Genomic DNA, 17091 nt, shown 5'->3' with positions numbered 1-17091 from the left:
GTTCTGCCCGGAAAGTTTGTTCAGGGCCGTGGCGGGGAACCGCCGCGGCCCTTTTTTCTGGTTCTGGTCAATCGCGCCGACCGCGTCTAGAACCGCGTGAAGGGGAATCTGCCACATGACGAAGATCGCGCCGCAACCCGGCATCATGGATATCGCGCCTTACCAGGGCGGAGCCGCGCATGTGGAAGGGATCGCGAACGCGGTCAAGCTCAGCTCGAACGAGAACCCCTACGGGCCGAGCGACGCGGCGCGGGACGCGTTCCGCAAGGCGGCCTTCGATCTGCACCGCTACCCGTCCCCAGATCACGGCGCGCTGCGCCGCGCCATCGCCGACGTGCACGGGCTCGACCCCGACCGCATCATCTGCGGCGCCGGCAGCGACGAGATCATCTCGTTTCTCTGCCAGGCCTATGCCGGCCCCGGCGAGGATGTGGTCCATACCGAGCACGGCTTCGGCATGTACCGCATCAGCGCGCTGGCCAACGGCGCTAACCCCGTGGAGGCGCCCGAGCGGGAGCGCGTGACCGACGTGGACGCGATCCTCGCCGCCTGCACGGATGCGACGCGGCTGGTCTTCGTCGCCAACCCGAACAACCCCACCGGCACGATGGTCGGCGAGGCCGAGCTGGCGCGGCTGGCCGACAACCTGCCCGACCGCGCGCTGCTGGTGCTCGACGGAGCTTACGCCGAGTATGTCGAGGGCTATGACGGCGGCGCGGCGCTGGTCGAGGCGCGCGAGAACGTGGTGATGACGCGCACCTTCTCCAAGCTCTACGGGCTTGGCGGGCTGCGCATCGGCTGGGGCTATGGCCCGGCGCATGTGCTGGACGCGCTGAACCGGGTGCGCGGGCCCTTCAACCTCTCGACCGCAGCGCTCGCCGCCGCCGAGGCGGCAGTGCGCGACACCGCCTGGGTCGAGAAATGCCGCGCCGACAACACCCGCCTGCGCGCCTGGCTGGCCGAGGCGCTGGCCGAGCACGGCGTGCCCTCGGACACCTCCACCGCGAATTTCATCCTCGCGCGCTTTGCCAGTCAGGCCGAGGCCGAGGCCTGCGACGAGCACCTGAAATCCGAGGGGCTGATCGTGCGCCGGGTGGCGGGATACAACCTGCCCAACTGCCTGCGCATCACCGTGGGCGACGAGTCCTCGTGCCGCCGCGTCGCGCACGCGGTGGGCCAGTTCATGAAGGTGGCGCGATGAGCGCGCCTTACAATCGCGTCGCGCTGATCGGGCTGGGCCTGATCGCCGGGTCGATGGCCCTGGCGATCCGGCGCGCGGGGCTGGCGGGCGAAGTCACGGGATTCGCCCGCTCGGCCGAAACCCGCGACGTCGCGCGCGAAATCGGCCTCTGCGACCGGATCTGCGACAGTCTCGCGGAGGTGGTCGAGGGCGCGGACCTCGTGGTGCTTTGCGTACCCGTCGGCGCGATGGAGGGCGTCGCGCGCGAGATCGGACCGCACCTGAAACCCGGCGCGACGGTGAGCGATGTCGGTTCGGTCAAGCGCGCGGTGATCGAGGCGGTGGGCCCGCACCTGCCGGACGCCGTGCATTTCGTCCCCGCGCACCCGCTGGCGGGGACCGAGCATTCCGGGCCGCGTTCGGGCTTTGCGGAACTGTTCGAGGGGCGCTGGACCCTCATCGTGCCGCCCGAGGGCGCCGATGAGGACGCGGTCCAGAGGCTCGAAACGCTCTGGCAGGGCATCGGCGCGCATACCGACCGGATGGAGGCTGATCATCACGACCTCGTCCTCGCGGTGACGAGCCACGCGCCGCACCTCATCGCCTACACGATGGTGGGTGTTGCGGACGACCTGCGCCGGGTGACCGACAGCGAGGTCATCAAGTATTCCGCCGCGGGTTTCCGCGATTTCACCCGCATCGCGGCAAGCGATCCGACCATGTGGCGCGACGTGTTCCTCAACAACCGCGACGCCACGCTCGAGATCCTCGGGCGTTTCACCGAGGAACTCTTCGCGCTGCAACGCGCGATCCGCACTGGCGACGGCGATCACCTGCACGCCTATTTCACGCGCACCCGCGCGATCCGGCGCGGCATCATCGAGGCCGGGCAGGACACCGACGCCCCCGATTTCGGCAGGGGAAAGAAGACGTGAAGCGCCTGGTCATCGCCACCATGCTGGTCTGTTGCGCCGGGATGGCGTGGGCCACGGCGCCCAAGACATCGCTGCGCCCGGTCGCGCGGCCCGGATCGGTCGCTGTCGCCGCCGTCGTCCCGCCGCCGCCGCAAGCCACGGCATCAAGCCTGGGCGCCATCCGCCCGGTCGAGCGACCCGGCGCGAAGAACGACGCCGCGCAGGCGGCCGCAAGCGCCGCGCAACCGTCCGCGCCCTCCAGACAGGACGCCGCCGCGTCCCTTTCCGTTGGCGAACGCGAACAGCGCCGCGGCGCGGCCATTGCGACGCCCCAAGACGCGAGCGCCGCGAGTGTTACGGCCACGTCCGAACGGCGCGGGCTCTTCAGTTCGCTGCGTCCGCTGCTGCGGCCCCGCGGCGTCACCAAGAAGGCGGTCGCGCGCAAGCAGCAGCGCGCCCGCGGCGCGGTCTGCGGCGATCTCTCGATCCAGGGAGCCGAGATCGGTCGCGTTCCCGGTCGGCTGAACGGCTGCGGCGTGGAGAACGCCGTGCGCGTGCATGAAATCAGCGGCGTCGCGCTCAGCCAGAAGGCGGTGATGGACTGCGTCACCGCCAAGAGCGTCAAGCGATGGATAGACGGCGGCATGAAGCCCGCGGTCGGCAATTACGGCGGCGGAGTGCGGGCGCTGCATGTCGTGGCGCATTACGCCTGCCGGACGCGTAACAACCAGAGGGGCGCCAAGATCTCCGAACATGGGCGCGGTCGGGCCATCGACATCGCCGGTTTCGTTCTGCGTGACGGCAACGAGATCACCGTGCTGTCGGACTGGAACAGCGGCGCGGAGGGGCGCATCCTGCGCCGGATGCACCGCGCCGCCTGCGGCCCGTTCGGCACGGTTCTGGGGCCGGATGCGAACCGGTTTCACCGCGATCACTTCCATTTCGACACGGCGCGGTATCGCAGCGGATCCTACTGCCGCTGAGCCGACCTTACCGGATCCGCAGCACGGGCGCCGCGGCGATCGGCGCGAGCCCGAGCCAGACGCGCCCGCCCGAGAACTTCAGCGGAATATCGAGCGTCTTCGGGTTGCCGGCCAGCCGCGACAGCATGGTGAGCCCGTCCTCGAGCGGTCCGGCCAGCGTTTCCGGCAATGCGCCGGACTGCCGCGCAAGCCTCAGCATTTCGCGCCAGTTCCGCGCCTTGACCATGATCTCGCCGGTCGGCGTTCCGGCCTCGTCGACGGTGACTTCGCCCGCCGCCGCGAGCGACAACCGCCCCCACATCGCCTCGGCAAGCTTGAGCCTGATGCGGCGCGGTTGCGGGCGGGCCTCCTCGATGGCGCTGCGGTTCCACGGTTTGTCGAATATGACGCTGAGATCGGCGCGCAGCAGCCCGAACGTGTCGGGCAGCGATCCTTCGGGATCGAAGCGAGACAGCCATTCGCCCGGCGGCGTCAGCGCCTCGGCGAGAAAGCCGAGGTGGTAGTCGGGCCGCGCATCCGCGGGAACCCGGTCCGCGGCGAGCCGCAGTTCCGCGGCGCGCCACGGTGCGCTTTGGCCTTCAGGCGTGACGCGCAGCCCTTTGGAGGTAAAATGCGCGCGCTCGAGCGTCAGGCCGAGCCGCGGTTCGAGCACGAGGCTCGCGCGCATGTCGTCGCTGGCCACTTGGTACTTCTCCAGCGGTGTCGCGATAAGCTGGGTGTCGGGCCAGATGGCGATCACGTGGTTGGGCCGGTAGCTGAGCGCCAGGATCTGGAAGAACGGCGCCTCCCACGCCAGCCCTGTGCCCGGATCGGCCAGCGCGATGTCGCCGAAGCTGGCGTCAAAGCGGTTGGGAAAGCCCGAGATCGAGAGATCGGCGTAATCGGCGACCCAGCCCTCGGCGCGCCGGTCGTCGAACCAGGCGGTGAACCCGGCCCTGGCCGCGCCCGCGCCGACGAACCAGTAGCCGGCCCAGCCGAGCGCGGCCAACACGATGATCGCCAGTAACGTTCGCATGTTCGGCCCCTTCGGTTATCGCGGCCTTTGACGCGCAGACCCGATGGTGTTTATAGGGCAGCCATCGGCCGCCACAATCCGTTTCACGGGATCTTGGGGTGACGGCTGCGAAAACGGGCTCGCTCGGGAGGAAGGTGACGGAATGACGATGTGGGTGTTCGGTTATGGCTCGCTGGTGTGGAACCCGGGTTTCGAGACCGAGGAACAGGTGATCGCGACGCTTCCGGGCTATGCCCGCAGCTTTTGCATGCGCAGCATTCACCATCGCGGCACGGACGAGAATCCGGGCCTCGTGCTCGCGCTCGACGCGGCGCCGGGGGCGAGTTGCCTCGGCGTGGCGCTGTCGGTGGGCGAGGCCGCGCAGGACCGGGTGCTGGCCTACCTGCGGGAACGCGAATTGATCTCCTCGGCCTATCTTGAGCGGATGCTCGATGTCGACCTGGTCGACGGGCGCAGGGTGCGGGCGGTGACCTACGTGGTGGACAAGGATCACGTGCAATATTGCGGCGGTCTGCCGCTAGAGGATCAGGCGGAAATCATCGCCCGCGCGGTCGGCGGGCGCGGCCCGAACACCGAGTATCTCTACAACACCGCGAGCCATCTCGGCGCGCTGGGCATCACCGATCCCGACCTCGACTGGCTGTCGGCCCGCGTGCGTGAGATGGCGCCATGAGCCCTTGGCTAAGGCGCCGTGACCGCGTAGGGTTTGCGCAGTGAAGGCGCCTAGTAAACAAAGTGTCGGGAGCGTCCTGATGGACAAGCCGGGCCGTAAGGTCGAGCATTACTTCTCGCAGCCCGTGCGTCAGATCGTGATGATGATGATCGTGCTGGGCCTGTCGGGCTTCGGCGCGGTCGTGGCGTTGCCGCGCGTGTTGCCCGTGTTCGAGGCGAACCCCTACCTGAACGGGGTGATCCTGTTCGTCTTCGCGATCGGGGCGGTGGCCTGTTTCTGGCAGATGTTCCAGCTGATCGGGTCAGTGCGCTGGCTCGAGGGATTCGCCGGCGAGCGGCCGGGAACCGAGATGACCAAGGCGCCGCCGCTGCTGAAGCCGCTGGCGACCCTGCTGCGCCAGCGCGGCAAGCGGATGCAGATCGCCCAGACCTCGGCGCGCTCGATCCTCGATTCCGTCGCGCAGCGCATCGACGAGGCGCGCGAGATCACCCGATACATCGTCAACATGCTGATCTTTCTCGGTCTTCTGGGTACCTTCTACGGCCTTGCCACGACCGTTCCGGCCGTCGTCGACACCATCCGCAGCCTCGCCCCGCAGGACGGCGACAGCGGGGTGGAGGTCTTCAACCGGCTGATGACCGGGCTTGAATCGCAGCTTGGCGGGATGGGCGTCGCGTTCTCGTCCTCGTTGCTGGGGCTGGCCGGGTCGCTGATCGTCGGACTGCTGGAGCTGTTCGCGGGTCACGGGCAGAATCGTTTCTACCGCGAGCTCGAGGAATGGATGTCGACCATCACCCGGGTCGGCCTCGCCTCCGCCGCCGACGGCGAAGGCTCGCCGCAGGAGGCGGTTCTGGGCGAGGTGGTGGATCACATGAACGAGCAGATGGAATCGCTGCAGCAGATGCTCACCCAGTCCGACGTCAGCCGCGCGATGGCCGATGAGCGCCTCGCCGCGCTTTCGGAGTCGGTGTCGCGGCTGGCCGAACGGATGGAGGGCGTGGCCGAGACCAACGCCGCGCTGGAGCGCGTCGCCGAGGCGCAGGAGGCGCTGTCCGCGCGGCTTGCTGAGCGCGAGACAGAGGAGGACCGGCACGGGCTCGACGCCGAAAGCCGGATGCGCCTGCGCTCGATCGACGTGCAGATGCTGCGCATCCTTGAAGAGTTGAGCGCGGGGCGGCAGGAAACCATGACCGAGCTGCGCACGGATCTGGCCACGCTCACCCGCGCGCTGAACCAGGCGCGCCCCTCCCCAACGCCCCGCCGCGCCGCCCCCCGCGCCGAGCGCGAGGAGTGACGCATGGCCCTGTCGCGGCGCACCGGCCAACGGTTCCAGGCCTCGATCTGGCCCGGCTTCGTGGACGCGATGACCGGCTTGCTGCTGGTGCTGATGTTCCTGCTGACGATCTTCATGGTGGTGCAGTTCGTCCTGCGCGAGACGATCAGCGGGCAGGAAACCCAGCTTGACAAGCTGTCCGCCGAGGTTGCGGCGCTGGCCAGCGCGCTGGGTCTTGAACAGGACAGGAACGCGACGCTGACCGAACGGGTGGGGCGGCTGACCACGACGCTGGGCGACGCGCGCCAGCGCGAGAAGGAACAGGTGGCGATGATCTCCGCGCTGCGCTCCGAACGCGACGCGCAGGCCGAGGCGCTTGAGGCCGCGAACGCGCGCATCGCCAGCTTCGAGGAACAGGTCGCGGGGCTTCTGGCGCAAGGGCGCGACCGGGATGAGCGTATCGCCGCGCTCGAGGACGAGCGCGCAACGCTGATCGATGAGCAGGAGGCGCTGCAACTCGCGCTGGCGGACCTGCGCGACGAGATTGACGCCGAGGCCGAAGCCGCGCGCCTTGCCGCCGCGCAGGCCGATGCTCTCGAGGAACTGGTCGCCGACCTGCGCGCCCAGAACGCCGAGGCTGCAGAGGCGCAGAGCGCGCTGGGCGCGCAGATCGACGAATTGCAGGCCGAGCTTAGCGAGGAGGAGAAGGCCCGGCTTGCCCAGGCCGCCGCGGCGCAGGCGCTGCGCGAGAAGCTGGCGAACGCCGAGACGGAACTGACCGCGATGACCCTCGCGCTCGAGGAGGAGCGGCGCAAGGCCGAGGAAACGCTGACCCTGCTGGCCGCCGCGCGCGAGGCGGGCGACGATCTGAACGCGAAGCTCGCCGCGGCGCTGCTGGCCGGGGAGGAGAAGGCCGACCGGATCGCGACGCTTGAATCGTCACTCGCGGAGGCCGAGGGCCGGCTGGCGGACCTTGAGGAATCGCGCAGCGACACGGTCCGGACGCTGTCGGCGGAGAAGGCCGAGATCGAGGCCGCGCTGGCCGACGCGCAAGAGGAGATCGCCGCGCGCGAGGCCGCGATCGAGGCGTTGCGCAGCCGCCTGCGCGAGGTGGAGACCGCGCTGGCCGATGCGCGCTCGGACGCCGAAGCGGCGACCGCGGCGCTGGCCGCGGACAAGGAGGATTTGCAGGCCCAACTCGACACCGCGCAGACGGCGATGCGCGACCAGCGCGCGGCGGCCGACCAGTTGCGCCTGCGTCTGAGCGAGGTCGAGGCGCGGCTGGCCGATTCGCTGGGCGCGAACGAGCGGCAGGAGGCCGAACTGGCCGCGCAGATCACGGGGCTGGAGGAGCGGCTTGCCGATGCGCTGGAGCGCGGGCAGGACCAGCAGACCGAACTTGACGCGCTGCGCCGCACGCTCGCCGCGACGCAGGCGGAGCTTGAGCAGGCGCAGACCCGTCTCGCCGCGCTGCTGGCGAGCGCGACCGAGCAGACGCTGAGCGCCGACGAGGTGCGCGAGAAGCTCGCCGAGGCGCTCGCCGCGAAGTTGGCCGCGGAAGAGGACGCCGCCGAACAGCTTTCCCGCGCAGAGGAACGCGCCGCGCTCTTGTCGCAGGCGCGCGAGGAGCTGGCCCGCCAGGAGGGCGCGACGGAGGCGGCGCAGCGCGAACAGGCGCTGCTCAACCAGCAGGTCGCGGCGCTGCGTTCGCAATTGCGCGAGTTGCAGGCGCTTCTGGACGACGCCGAGGTCCGCGAAGCCGCCGCCGACGTGCAGCTTCAGGCGCTTGGCAGCGAGCTCAACAAGGCGCTGGCCCGCGTTGCGGCCGAGGAACGCCGCCGCCGCGAGGCCGAGGAGGAGAAGAACGCGCTGCTTGCCGCCGAACGCGAGCGGCTGGCGGCGGAGAAGGAAGACCTTGAGAAATACCGCTCGGAATTCTTCGGCAGGCTGCGCGACGTGCTGGGCGCGCAGGAAGGTGTGCGGATCGAGGGGGATCGTTTCGTCTTCAGTTCCGAGGTGCTCTTCCCGCCGGGACAGGCGACGCTGTCGGAGGCGGGCAAGGGCGAGATCGCCAAGGTGGCGGATATAATCCAGAAGGTCGCGGACGACATCCCGGACGGGATCGACTGGATCATCCGGGTGGATGGGCACACGGATGACGTGCCGATCCGCAACTCCTCGGAATTCGCCGACAACTGGGAACTGAGCCAGGCGCGCGCCCTGTCGGTGGTGCGCTACATGATCGATACGCTCGGCCTGCCGCCCGATCGCCTGGCCGCGAACGGCTTTGGCCAGTGGCAGCCGGTGGCGGAAGGCGACAGCGCGGAGGCGCGCGCGCAGAACCGCCGGATCGAGCTGAAATTCACCGAGAAGTAGCGCGCGAGAGAAATCCAATCTCTTGCCGCAGCTCTTGCAAGACCTCGGGACGTCACTCGATCCGCGCGGATGCCTCGGCGCTGTCGATCTCTTCGCCGTCGCGGATCAGCGTGACCCGCAGCACGATCCGCCCCGGCCCCCAGCCGCGCCCGCGCGCGCGGCGCCCGGCCGCGCGGAAGAACTGCGCCTGCGCCTTGTCGAGCGTGGCGTCATGGGTCACGATCTCGCCCCGCGCGCCCATGAGCGAGAGGCGCACCACATCGCCCGCGCGCCCGCCGAAGGCATAGCCCCAGCCGACCAGCGCCGGCGCGTCGCTGTCCAGCGTCGCGGCATGGGCGACGCCGTCCTTGATTTCCTCGAAGGAGGGAACAGTTGTGGCGATGCCCGCGGCGATGATCCCGCCGGGCGCATAGGCGGGGGTGTCCTGCCAGAGCGTATCCGAGGGCTGCGCGCCATCGCAGGCGACGGGGCCGTCCGGCGCGAAGGGATCGACGACGCGGCCTGCGTGGCGCACGCTCAGGTGGGCGTGCGGGAACTGCGTGCGCCCAGACAGCCCGACGAGGCCGAGCCTGTCGCCGCGCTTTACCCTGTCGCCCGGGCGGACCGTGACCGACCCTTTTCGCATGTGGCAATACTGCGTTTCCCAGCCGCCGCCGTGGTCGATCACCACGCCGTTGCCGCAATTGCGCCCGCCGAGCGCGGCAGCCATGTCCGGGGTATAGGCGCGATCCTCCATGGCGTTGCGCACGCCGCGCACCCGCCCCGGCGCGGCGGCGAGGACCGCCACGCCCGCGCGCATGGCGGCGCGCGAGGGCAGGGCGAAATCGGTGCCCTTGTGCCCGTCATAGGTCAGCCCGTTACACATGAAATCGCGCACGCCGGGGCCGGGGTCGCGGTCGGTATATTGCTGGATGTGGCAGGTTTCGCCCAGGATGCAGTCCACCGGCAGGCCGAGTATGAGGCGATCCTGCGCCGGGGCGCGCCCCGCAAGCGTCGTTGCGGCGAGAAGGGCGGCGCAACTCGCCGCCCATCGCGCCGCGCGCATCAGTCCGCCGTGAGCAACGGGGGTTTCTTGCCCGCAAGGCGCGGATGGTCCGGCCCTTCGATCTGCAGGTTGATCTTGCCGTCGCGCACGCCGACCTTGACCAGTCCGCCCTTGGCGAGCTTGCCAAAGAGCAGTTCCTCGGCCAGCGGCTTCTTGATGTGCTCCTGGATGACGCGGCCAAGGGGGCGCGCGCCCATCTTGTCGTCATAGCCCTTGTCGGCCAGCCATTCGGCGGCGGGTTGGGTGAGTTCGATGGTCACGTTGCGATCCAACAGCTGCGCCTCGAGTTGCAGCACGAACTTCTCGACCACGCGCAGGATCACCTCCTTGGGCAGCGCGCCGAAGGAAATCACCGCGTCCAGACGGTTGCGGAATTCCGGCGTGAAGGTGCGCTCGATGGCGGCTGTATCCTCTCCCTCGCGGCGGTCGCGGCCGAAGCCGATCGCGGCCTTGGCCAGTTCGGAGGCGCCGGCGTTCGAGGTCATGATGAGCACCACGTTGCGGAAATCGACCGAGCGCCCGTTGTGGTCCGTCAGCGTGCCGTGATCCATCACCTGAAGCAGGATGTTGAACACGTCCGGGTGCGCCTTTTCGATCTCGTCGAGCAGCAGCACGCAATGCGGGTGCTGGTCCACGCCGTCGGTGAGCAGCCCGCCCTGGTCAAAGCCAACATAGCCCGGCGGCGCGCCGATCAGGCGGGAAACCGCGTGTTTTTCCATATATTCGGACATGTCGAAGCGGATCAGCTCGACCCCGAGCGTATCGGCGAGCTGCTTGGCCACCTCGGTCTTGCCGACGCCGGTGGGGCCGGCGAAGAGGTAGTTGCCGATGGGTTTCTCCGGCTCGCGCAGGCCGGCGCGCGCCAGCTTAATCGCTGAGCTGAGCGCCTCGATCGCCGTGTCCTGGCCGAAGACCACCCGCTTGAGCGAGGTTTCGAGATCCTTCAGGACCTGCGCATCGTCCTTGCTGACGTTCTTGGGCGGGATGCGCGCGATCTTGGCCACCACCGCCTCGATCTCCTTGGGGCCGATGGACTTGCGGCGCTTTGAGGCGGCGACAAGATGCTGCGCGGCGCCGGCCTCGTCGATGACGTCGATGGCCTTGTCCGGCAGTTTGCGGTCGTTGATGTAGCGCGCGGAGAGGTCCACGGCGGTCTTGATCGCGTCATTGGTGTACCTGACGCTGTGGTGATCCTCGAAATATGGCTTCAACCCCTTGAGGATCTTCACCGAATCCTCGACCGAAGGTTCCACGACGTCGATCTTCTGGAACCGGCGCGACAGCGCGCGGTCCTTTTCGAAGTGCTGACGGAATTCCTTGAAGGTGGTGGAACCCATGCAGCGCAGCTTGCCGCCCTGTAGCGCGGGTTTCAGCAGGTTGGAGGCGTCCATCGCCCCGCCCGACGTGGCGCCGGCGCCGATGACGGTGTGAATTTCATCGATGAAGAGCACCGCGTCGGGGTGGTTCTCGAGTTCGGTCACGACCGCTTTCAGCCGTTCCTCGAAATCGCCGCGATAGCGCGTGCCGGCCAGCAGCGCGCCCATGTCGAGCGAGAAAATCGTCGTCTTGGACAACACCTCGGGGGTTTCGCCCGATACGATCTTGCGCGCCAGGCCTTCCGCGATGGCGGTCTTGCCGACGCCGGGGTCGCCGACCAGCAGCGGGTTGTTCTTGCGCCGACGGCAAAGCACCTGGATGCAGCGCTCCACCTCCGAATCACGGCCGATCAGGGGATCGACATCGCCCTGGCGAGACTTCTCGTTCAGATCGACACAGTATTTCGCCAGCGCCGATTCGCCCTGTTCGACTGCATCGGATTCCATCTTGGCGCCCGCCTCTTCCTCTTCCGCGCCCGACACGGGGCGGGATTCGCCAAAGGCGGGATCCTTGGCGACGCCGTGGGCGATGAAATTCACCGCGTCATAGCGGGTCATGTCCTGTTCTTGCAGGAAATAGGCGGCGTTGCTTTCCCGTTCGGCGAAGATCGCGACCAGCACGTTGGCGCCCGTCACCTCGGTCCGCCCGGATGATTGCACGTGGATCGCGGCGCGCTGGATCACGCGCTGGAAGGCGGCGGTGGGCACCGCCTCCGAGCCTTCGATGTCCGTCACCAGGTTCGAAAGATCGTCGTCGATGAATTCGACCAGCGTGGTGCGCAACTCCTCCGTCTCGACGCTGCACGCTTTCATCACGCGGGCCGCGTCTGGCTCGTCCACGAGGGCGAGCAGCAGGTGTTCCAGCGTCGCGAATTCGTGCTGGCGCGCATTGGCCAGCGCCAGCGCCGCGTGAATCGCCTGTTCGAGCGTCGTCGAGAATGAAGGCACGAGGGTGCTCCTTCCTGGTCTGGCCGGGCGTTGCGCCACGATCCTTGTCTTGTAACCTTAAAGTTTGGTCGATATCGGGCCGGCTTCAAGGTTTTTTTGTTCCGGCGCGGTCACATTTGCGGAATATTCCTCCGCCGTGCCCAATTTGACTCGGGTGTCAGAACCGGTCCTTGCGCGCGCGTATCTCGGCAAAGACCTCATCGTCGGGGGCGTCCTGCATGCCGAGGCGGGCCCGGATGGCCGCGTCGTCGGCGCGCAGAAAGGGGTTGGTGGCCAGTTCATCGGCCAGTTTTGAGGGAACGGTCGGGCGCCCCTCGGAGCGGGCCGCGTCAACCGCGTTCGAGCGGGATATAAGCGCGGAATTCTCCGGGTCAATGGTCAGCGCGAAACGCGCGTTCGCGGCGGTGTATTCGTGCCCCGAGTAAATGATGGTCTCGGGCGGCAGCACGGCGAGCTTTTGCAGGCTTCGCCACATCTGTTCGGGCGTGCCCTCGAACACGCGCCCGCACCCCAGAGCCATTAGGCTGTCGGCGGTGAAGGCCGCCTGCGCGCCGGGGATGTGCACGGCGATATGCCCCACCGTGTGCCCCGACACGTCGAGCACATGGCACGTCTCGCCGCCGAACTCAAAGCTGTCGCCCTCGGCCACCTTCAGGTCGAGCGGCGGGAGCCGCTTCGCATCCGCCGCGGCGCCGATCACCTGCGCGTCGCGCCCTTTCAGCAGCGCGTCGAGCCCCTGCACGTGATCCGCATGATGATGGGTCAGTAAAACGTGGCTCAGCGTCCAGCCGCGGCTCTCGAGCGCGGCCGAAATGGGCGCGGCGTCGGGGACGTCGACCACCATCGTCTCACCGCTTGCGTCGTCGTGGGCGATGAAGGCGTAGTTGTCGGCGAGGCAGGGAACGGTCACGATTTCGAGCGTCATGGGGGCCTTCCGGTTTATTGGCGTTTTCTCTCTGCGGGTTTACGGGGTAGGATCAGAGTGACTGATCGGGGACCGCGACGCAATGCATCTCGACGTGCAGGAATTGCGCAACTTCTACTACCGCAGCACGCTGGGCCGGGCGGCGCAGAAGGCGGTGCGCGCGCAACTGCTCGAGTTCTGGCCCGAGGCCAAGGGGCAGACGGTGGCGGGTTTCGGGTTCGCAGTGCCGTTCCTGCGCCCCTACCTGGCCGGCGCGCGCCGGGTGATCGCGCTGATGCCCGCGCCGCAGGGGGTGCTCGGCTGGCCGCAGGGAATGCCCAACGTGAGCGTGCTCTGCGACGAGACGCAATGGCCGCTGGAAACCGGGCTGGTGGACAAGCTGCTGATCATGCACGGCCTCGAGGTGAGCGACCGCCCCGCAGCGCTGCTCGAGGAATGCTGGCGGGTGCTTGGCCCCGGCGGGGCTGCGATATTCGCCGTCCCGAACCGCGCGGGACTCTGGTCGCGTAGCGACCGCACGCCGTTCGGGACCGGGCGGCCCTATTCGCAGACCCAGTTGGAAACCCTGCTCAAGGCGCACGCCTTCATGCCCGAGCGCCACGCCACTACGCTTTACCAGCCGCCCAGCGAACGCCGGTTCTGGCGCAAGACGGCCGGCATGTGGGAGAAGATGGGCGGGTCGCTGAACTTCATCGACGCCGGCGGCGTGCTTATGGTCGAGGCGACCAAGCGGGTGCAGGCGCCCTCCGAACCGGGGCTGCGCGCTACCGTGCGCAAGCCGCTCGACGCCCTGAACCCAAAGCCCAAACCGGTCGCCAAACCTGTCTGATCCCGTGATAGCGTTAACGCCGCCCGGACGGGTCGGCGCGCGGCGCCACGATTCCCCGCAGCCGGATCGCGGAAAATCCGATTTTTTCGTGCGGCGAATGGCGCGCAAACCGCCGCCGGGCGCATAGCCACATGAAAACGCGGGAGTTTTTCAGAAACGGGCCGATGGCATAGCAACTTGCCCGCTGTGAAAGGCTCTGCTAGACCCACGCCGGATTACAGTGATAAGAGTGCTCGGGTGCTCGCTAACGTCCCCGGAGGCGCGGTGCTGCGTCTTGAACCGGGGCTTAACCGTCGGAAGGGTGGACGTGTCCGAACCAGCTTCGATTTCCTCCGGTATCGCCGAACGCTATGCGACGGCGATTTTCGAACTCTCCCAGGAGACCGGCGAACTCGCCGCTCTTGAATCCGGCGTCGACGCGCTTGCCGCCGCGCTCGACGCCAGCGCGGATCTGCGCGAGGTCATCTCGAGCCCCGTCATCGGGCGGGAAGACCAGGCCCGCGCGATCGAGGCGCTCGCCGCCGAGATGGGCCTGACGGCGGCCTTGTCCAAGGGGCTTGCGCTGATGGCGCAGAAGCGCCGCCTGTTCGTGCTGCCGCAGCTCGTCGCGCAGCTGCGCGCGCTGATCGCCGAAGAAAAGGGCGAGGTGAACGCCGAAGTGACCAGCGCCAAGGCGCTGACCAAGGCGCAGAGCGACAAGCTCGCCAAGACGCTCAAGGCGCGCGTCGGCAAGGACGTCAAGATCAATGCAACCGTCGATGAATCCCTCATCGGCGGCCTAATCGTAAAGGTGGGCTCGAAGATGATCGACACCTCGATCCGCTCCAGGCTCTCTTCCCTCCAGAATTCAATGAAAGAGGTCGGATAAATGGGTATCCAAGCCGCAGAGATTTCTGCAATCCTGAAGGATCAGATCAAGAACTTCGGGCAAGAGGCCGAAGTCGCCGAGGTGGGCCGGGTTCTGTCGGTCGGTGACGGGATCGCCCGTGTGCATGGCCTCGACAACGTGCAGGCCGGCGAACTGGTCGAGTTCCCGGGCGGCATCATGGGCATGGCGCTGAACCTCGAGGCCGACAACGTCGGCATCGTGATCTTCGGCTCGGACCGGGACATCAAGGAAGGCGACACCGTCAAACGCACGAAATCCATCGTGGACGTGCCGATCGGGGATGCTCTGCTCGGCCGGGTGGTCGACGGCCTTGGCAACCCGCTGGACGGCAAGGGCCCGATCGAGACCAAGGAGCGCGGCCTCGCCGACGTGAAGGCGCCGGGCATCATCCCGCGCAAATCCGTGCATGAACCGATGGCGACCGGCCTCAAGTCCGTGGACAGCATGATCCCGATCGGCCGCGGCCAGCGCGAGCTGATCATCGGCGACCGCCAGACCGGCAAGACCGCGATCGCGCTCGACACGATGTTGAACCAGAAGTCGATCAACGACGCCGCCGGCGACGACGAGAGCAAGAAGCTCTACTGCGTCTATGTCGCCATCGGGCAGAAGCGTTCGACCGTGGCGCAGCTCGTGAAGAAGCTCGAGGAGAACGGCGCGATGGAATACTCCATCATCGTCGCCGCCACCGCCTCGGACCCCGCGCCGATGCAGTTCCTCGCGCCTTATTCCGCCACCGCGATGGCGGAGCATTTCCGTGACAACGGCCGGCATGCGCTGATCGTTTACGATGACCTTTCCAAGCAGGCCGTGGCCTATCGCCAGATGTCGCTGCTCCTGCGCCGCCCGCCGGGACGCGAAGCCTATCCGGGCGACGTCTTCTACCTGCACTCCCGCCTGCTCGAGCGTTCGGCCAAGCTGAACGAGGAGAATGGCGGCGGCTCGCTCACCGCGCTGCCGATCATCGAAACGCAGGGCGGCGACGTGTCGGCGTTTATTCCGACCAACGTGATCTCGATCACCGACGGTCAGATCTTCCTTGAAACCGACCTGTTCTTCCAGGGCATCCGTCCGGCGGTGAACACCGGCCTGTCGGTTTCGCGTGTGGGCTCCTCGGCGCAGACCAACGCGATGAAATCGGTCGCCGGCCCGGTGAAGCTCGAGCTTGCGCAGTACCGCGAGATGGCGGCCTTCGCTCAGTTCGGCTCGGACCTCGACGCGGCGACGCAGCAGTTGCTGAACCGCGGCGCGCGCCTGACCGAGCTGATGAAGCAGCCGCAGTATTCGCCGCTCACCAACGCCGAGATCGTCTGCGTGATCTACGCCGGCACCAAGGGTTACCTCGACAAGCTGCCCGTGAGCGACGTGGGCCGCTTCGAGGCCGGCCTGCTCAAGCATCTGCGCGGCAAGCATTCCGACCTGCTCGACTGGATCACCAACGAAGACCCGAAGGTGAAAGGCGACGCCGAGGACAGGATCAAGGCTGCGCTGGACGAATTCGCCGCCGACTTCGCCTGAGGGAAAGGACGACAGGCTCATGCCAAGTCTAAAGGACCTTAAGAACCGGATCGAGTCGGTCAGATCGACCCGCAAGATCACCAAGGCCATGCAGATGGTGGCCGCGGCGAAACTGCGCCGCGCCCAGGAATCCGCCGAAATGGCCCGCCCCTACGCCGAGCGTTTCAACGCCGTCATGGGGCGGCTCGCCGCCGCTGTCGGCGATTCCGAAAGCGCGCCGAGGTTGCTGGCCGGAACCGGCAAGCAGGAGACCTACCTGCTGATCGTGATGACCGCCGAGCGCGGGCTTTGCGGCGGGTTCAACGCCAACATCGCCAAGCTCGCGCGGCAGGACGCCAACAAGCTCTTGGAGCAGGGCAAGACGGTCAAGATCATGACCGTCGGCAAGAAGGGCCGCGACGCCCTGCGGCGCGAATATGGCGACTATTTCGTGGACCACGTCGATCTCACCGAGGTCAAGCGCGTGGGCTATGACGACGCGCAGTCGATCGCGGCCAACGTCCTGAGCCGCTTTGACGCGGGCGAATTCGACGTCGCCAAGATCTACTTCTCGGAATTCGAGAACGTGGTGACGCAGATCCCGACGGCGAAACAGATCATCCCGGCGGATTTCGCCGCGCCCGAAGAGGACCAGGACTCCGGCGGCGTGTTCTACGATTACGAGCCCGACGAGGAAGCGATCCTGCGCGACCTGCTGCCGCGCGGCGTGGCCACCGCGATCTTCAGCGCATTGCTGGAGAACGGCGCGTCCGAGCAGGGCGCGCGGATGTCCGCCATGGACAACGCCACGCGCAACGCCGGCGAGATGATCGAGAAGCTGACCATCGAGTACAACCGCTCGCGTCAGGCCGTCATCACCAACGAGCTGATCGAGATCATCTCCGGGGCGGAGGCGCTGTAGATGGCCGAAGTGACCAACGACCTGATCTGCGAAGAGCTCAAGGACGTTCAGGGCGATGTCGCGATCCTCAAGCGCGACGTCTTGGATCTGAAGGGCGGGATGCCGGCTCTCGAGATCGCCGTTGGTCACCTGCAAACCTCGATCGGACAACTGAATGGCAGGGTGGACACGATGGATTGCGGATCGACCGTATCGAAGCGCGGCCGGGCCTGACCGAAACGCCGAACCCGACGGCAGAATAGAATC

General features: G+C 67.6%; 15 protein-coding genes. 11 read left to right on the top strand and 4 right to left on the bottom strand.

Going from position 1 to position 17091, the window contains the following annotated elements:
- The first annotated feature begins 115 nt into the window (after positions 1-115).
- From hisC to D6850_RS11800, 3 genes are read left to right on the top strand one after another with little or no spacing between them, the layout of a single operon-like run.
- Positions 116-1201 (top strand): histidinol-phosphate transaminase, encoded by a 1086-nt coding sequence (gene hisC / locus D6850_RS11810; protein WP_121167165.1) that lies wholly within the window; start codon positions 116-118, stop codon positions 1199-1201.
- A complete protein-coding gene (locus D6850_RS11805) occupies positions 1198-2115 on the top strand; it encodes a prephenate/arogenate dehydrogenase family protein (protein ID WP_121167163.1) in 918 nt (305 codons plus the stop codon). The genes hisC and D6850_RS11805 overlap by 4 nt, the downstream gene beginning before the upstream one ends.
- A complete protein-coding gene (locus D6850_RS11800) occupies positions 2112-3077 on the top strand; it encodes an extensin-like domain-containing protein (protein ID WP_245964169.1) in 966 nt (321 codons plus the stop codon). The genes D6850_RS11805 and D6850_RS11800 overlap by 4 nt, the downstream gene beginning before the upstream one ends.
- A gap of 7 nt (positions 3078-3084) precedes the next feature.
- On the opposite strand, the gene D6850_RS11795 is transcribed toward D6850_RS11800, so the two are convergent.
- The gene (locus tag D6850_RS11795) at positions 3085-4092 is read right to left on the bottom strand and encodes a DUF2125 domain-containing protein (RefSeq protein WP_121167161.1); all 1008 of its coding nucleotides are present in this window, start codon (positions 4090-4092) and stop codon (positions 3085-3087) included.
- Positions 4093-4234: 142 nt separating this feature from the next.
- On the opposite strand from D6850_RS11795, the gene D6850_RS11790 reads away from it, so the two are divergent.
- From D6850_RS11790 to D6850_RS11780, 3 genes are all read left to right on the top strand, one after another.
- The gene (locus D6850_RS11790; protein WP_206019251.1) at positions 4235-4765 is read left to right on the top strand and encodes a gamma-glutamylcyclotransferase; all 531 of its coding nucleotides are present in this window, start codon (positions 4235-4237) and stop codon (positions 4763-4765) included.
- A gap of 79 nt (positions 4766-4844) precedes the next feature.
- Positions 4845-6059: an AAA family ATPase gene (locus D6850_RS11785; protein WP_121167159.1), complete on the top strand. Its 1215-nt coding sequence runs from the start codon at positions 4845-4847 to the stop codon at positions 6057-6059.
- A gap of 3 nt (positions 6060-6062) precedes the next feature.
- Entirely contained in the window at positions 6063-8414 is a 2352-nt protein-coding gene (locus D6850_RS11780) for a peptidoglycan -binding protein (protein ID WP_121167157.1), read from the top strand.
- A 52-nt stretch (positions 8415-8466) separates the two neighbouring features.
- Here the strand turns inward: D6850_RS11780 and D6850_RS11775 are convergent, their stop codons facing one another.
- The 3 genes from D6850_RS11775 to gloB form a co-directional block, all read right to left on the bottom strand.
- Entirely contained in the window at positions 8467-9459 is a 993-nt protein-coding gene (locus D6850_RS11775) for a M23 family metallopeptidase (protein WP_121167155.1), read from the bottom strand.
- The gene (gene clpA, locus D6850_RS11770; RefSeq protein WP_121167153.1) at positions 9459-11783 is read right to left on the bottom strand and encodes an ATP-dependent Clp protease ATP-binding subunit ClpA; all 2325 of its coding nucleotides are present in this window, start codon (positions 11781-11783) and stop codon (positions 9459-9461) included. The genes D6850_RS11775 and clpA overlap by 1 nt, the downstream gene beginning before the upstream one ends.
- Before the next feature lie 157 nt (positions 11784-11940).
- On the bottom strand, positions 11941-12708 hold the full coding sequence (gloB, locus tag D6850_RS11765) for a hydroxyacylglutathione hydrolase (RefSeq protein ID WP_121167151.1): 768 nt from the start codon (positions 12706-12708) through the stop codon (positions 11941-11943).
- An 82-nt stretch (positions 12709-12790) separates the two neighbouring features.
- Between gloB and D6850_RS11760 the strand changes: the two genes are divergently transcribed.
- The 5 genes from D6850_RS11760 to D6850_RS11740 all read left to right on the top strand — a co-directional run bounded on the left by D6850_RS11760 (position 12791) and on the right by D6850_RS11740 (position 17058).
- Complete coding sequence (locus tag D6850_RS11760) at positions 12791-13537, top strand: class I SAM-dependent methyltransferase (RefSeq protein ID WP_121167149.1); 747 nt, start codon at positions 12791-12793, stop codon at positions 13535-13537.
- A gap of 301 nt (positions 13538-13838) precedes the next feature.
- On the top strand, positions 13839-14405 hold the full coding sequence (locus D6850_RS11755) for a F0F1 ATP synthase subunit delta (protein WP_121167147.1): 567 nt from the start codon (positions 13839-13841) through the stop codon (positions 14403-14405).
- Entirely contained in the window at positions 14406-15944 is a 1539-nt protein-coding gene (gene atpA / locus D6850_RS11750) for a F0F1 ATP synthase subunit alpha (RefSeq protein ID WP_121167145.1), read from the top strand.
- A 19-nt stretch (positions 15945-15963) separates the two neighbouring features.
- Positions 15964-16845, top strand: coding sequence for a F0F1 ATP synthase subunit gamma (locus tag D6850_RS11745; protein ID WP_121167143.1), 882 nt, complete (start codon positions 15964-15966; stop codon positions 16843-16845).
- The gene (locus D6850_RS11740) at positions 16846-17058 is read left to right on the top strand and encodes a hypothetical protein (RefSeq protein ID WP_121167140.1); all 213 of its coding nucleotides are present in this window, start codon (positions 16846-16848) and stop codon (positions 17056-17058) included.
- Positions 17059-17091 lie beyond the last annotated feature (33 nt).

The sequence above is a fragment of the Roseovarius spongiae genome, assembly GCF_003651245.1.
Lineage (GTDB): Bacteria > Pseudomonadota > Alphaproteobacteria > Rhodobacterales > Rhodobacteraceae > Roseovarius > Roseovarius spongiae.
The sequence above is the reverse complement of the archived record's forward strand: the minus strand, read 5'-3'. Positions and strand labels throughout refer to the sequence as shown.

What these genes read in the sequence shown, in the direction of transcription:
- hisC (WP_121167165.1), top strand. Translation starts at nt 116, where the DNA reads ATGACGAAGATCGCGCCGCAACCCGGCATCATGGATATCGCGCCTTAC.
- D6850_RS11805 (WP_121167163.1), top strand. Translation starts at nt 1,198, where the DNA reads ATGAGCGCGCCTTACAATCGCGTCGCGCTGATCGGGCTGGGCCTGATC.
- D6850_RS11795 (WP_121167161.1), bottom strand. Translation starts at nt 4,092, where the DNA reads ATGCGAACGTTACTGGCGATCATCGTGTTGGCCGCGCTCGGCTGGGCC.
- D6850_RS11790 (WP_206019251.1), top strand. Translation starts at nt 4,235, where the DNA reads ATGACGATGTGGGTGTTCGGTTATGGCTCGCTGGTGTGGAACCCGGGT.
- D6850_RS11785 (WP_121167159.1), top strand. Translation starts at nt 4,845, where the DNA reads ATGGACAAGCCGGGCCGTAAGGTCGAGCATTACTTCTCGCAGCCCGTG.
- D6850_RS11780 (WP_121167157.1), top strand. Translation starts at nt 6,063, where the DNA reads ATGGCCCTGTCGCGGCGCACCGGCCAACGGTTCCAGGCCTCGATCTGG.
- D6850_RS11775 (WP_121167155.1), bottom strand. Translation starts at nt 9,459, where the DNA reads ATGCGCGCGGCGCGATGGGCGGCGAGTTGCGCCGCCCTTCTCGCCGCA.
- gloB (WP_121167151.1), bottom strand. Translation starts at nt 12,708, where the DNA reads ATGACGCTCGAAATCGTGACCGTTCCCTGCCTCGCCGACAACTACGCC.
- D6850_RS11760 (WP_121167149.1), top strand. Translation starts at nt 12,791, where the DNA reads ATGCATCTCGACGTGCAGGAATTGCGCAACTTCTACTACCGCAGCACG.
- atpA (WP_121167145.1), top strand. Translation starts at nt 14,406, where the DNA reads ATGGGTATCCAAGCCGCAGAGATTTCTGCAATCCTGAAGGATCAGATC.
- D6850_RS11745 (WP_121167143.1), top strand. Translation starts at nt 15,964, where the DNA reads ATGCCAAGTCTAAAGGACCTTAAGAACCGGATCGAGTCGGTCAGATCG.
- D6850_RS11740 (WP_121167140.1), top strand. Translation starts at nt 16,846, where the DNA reads ATGGCCGAAGTGACCAACGACCTGATCTGCGAAGAGCTCAAGGACGTT.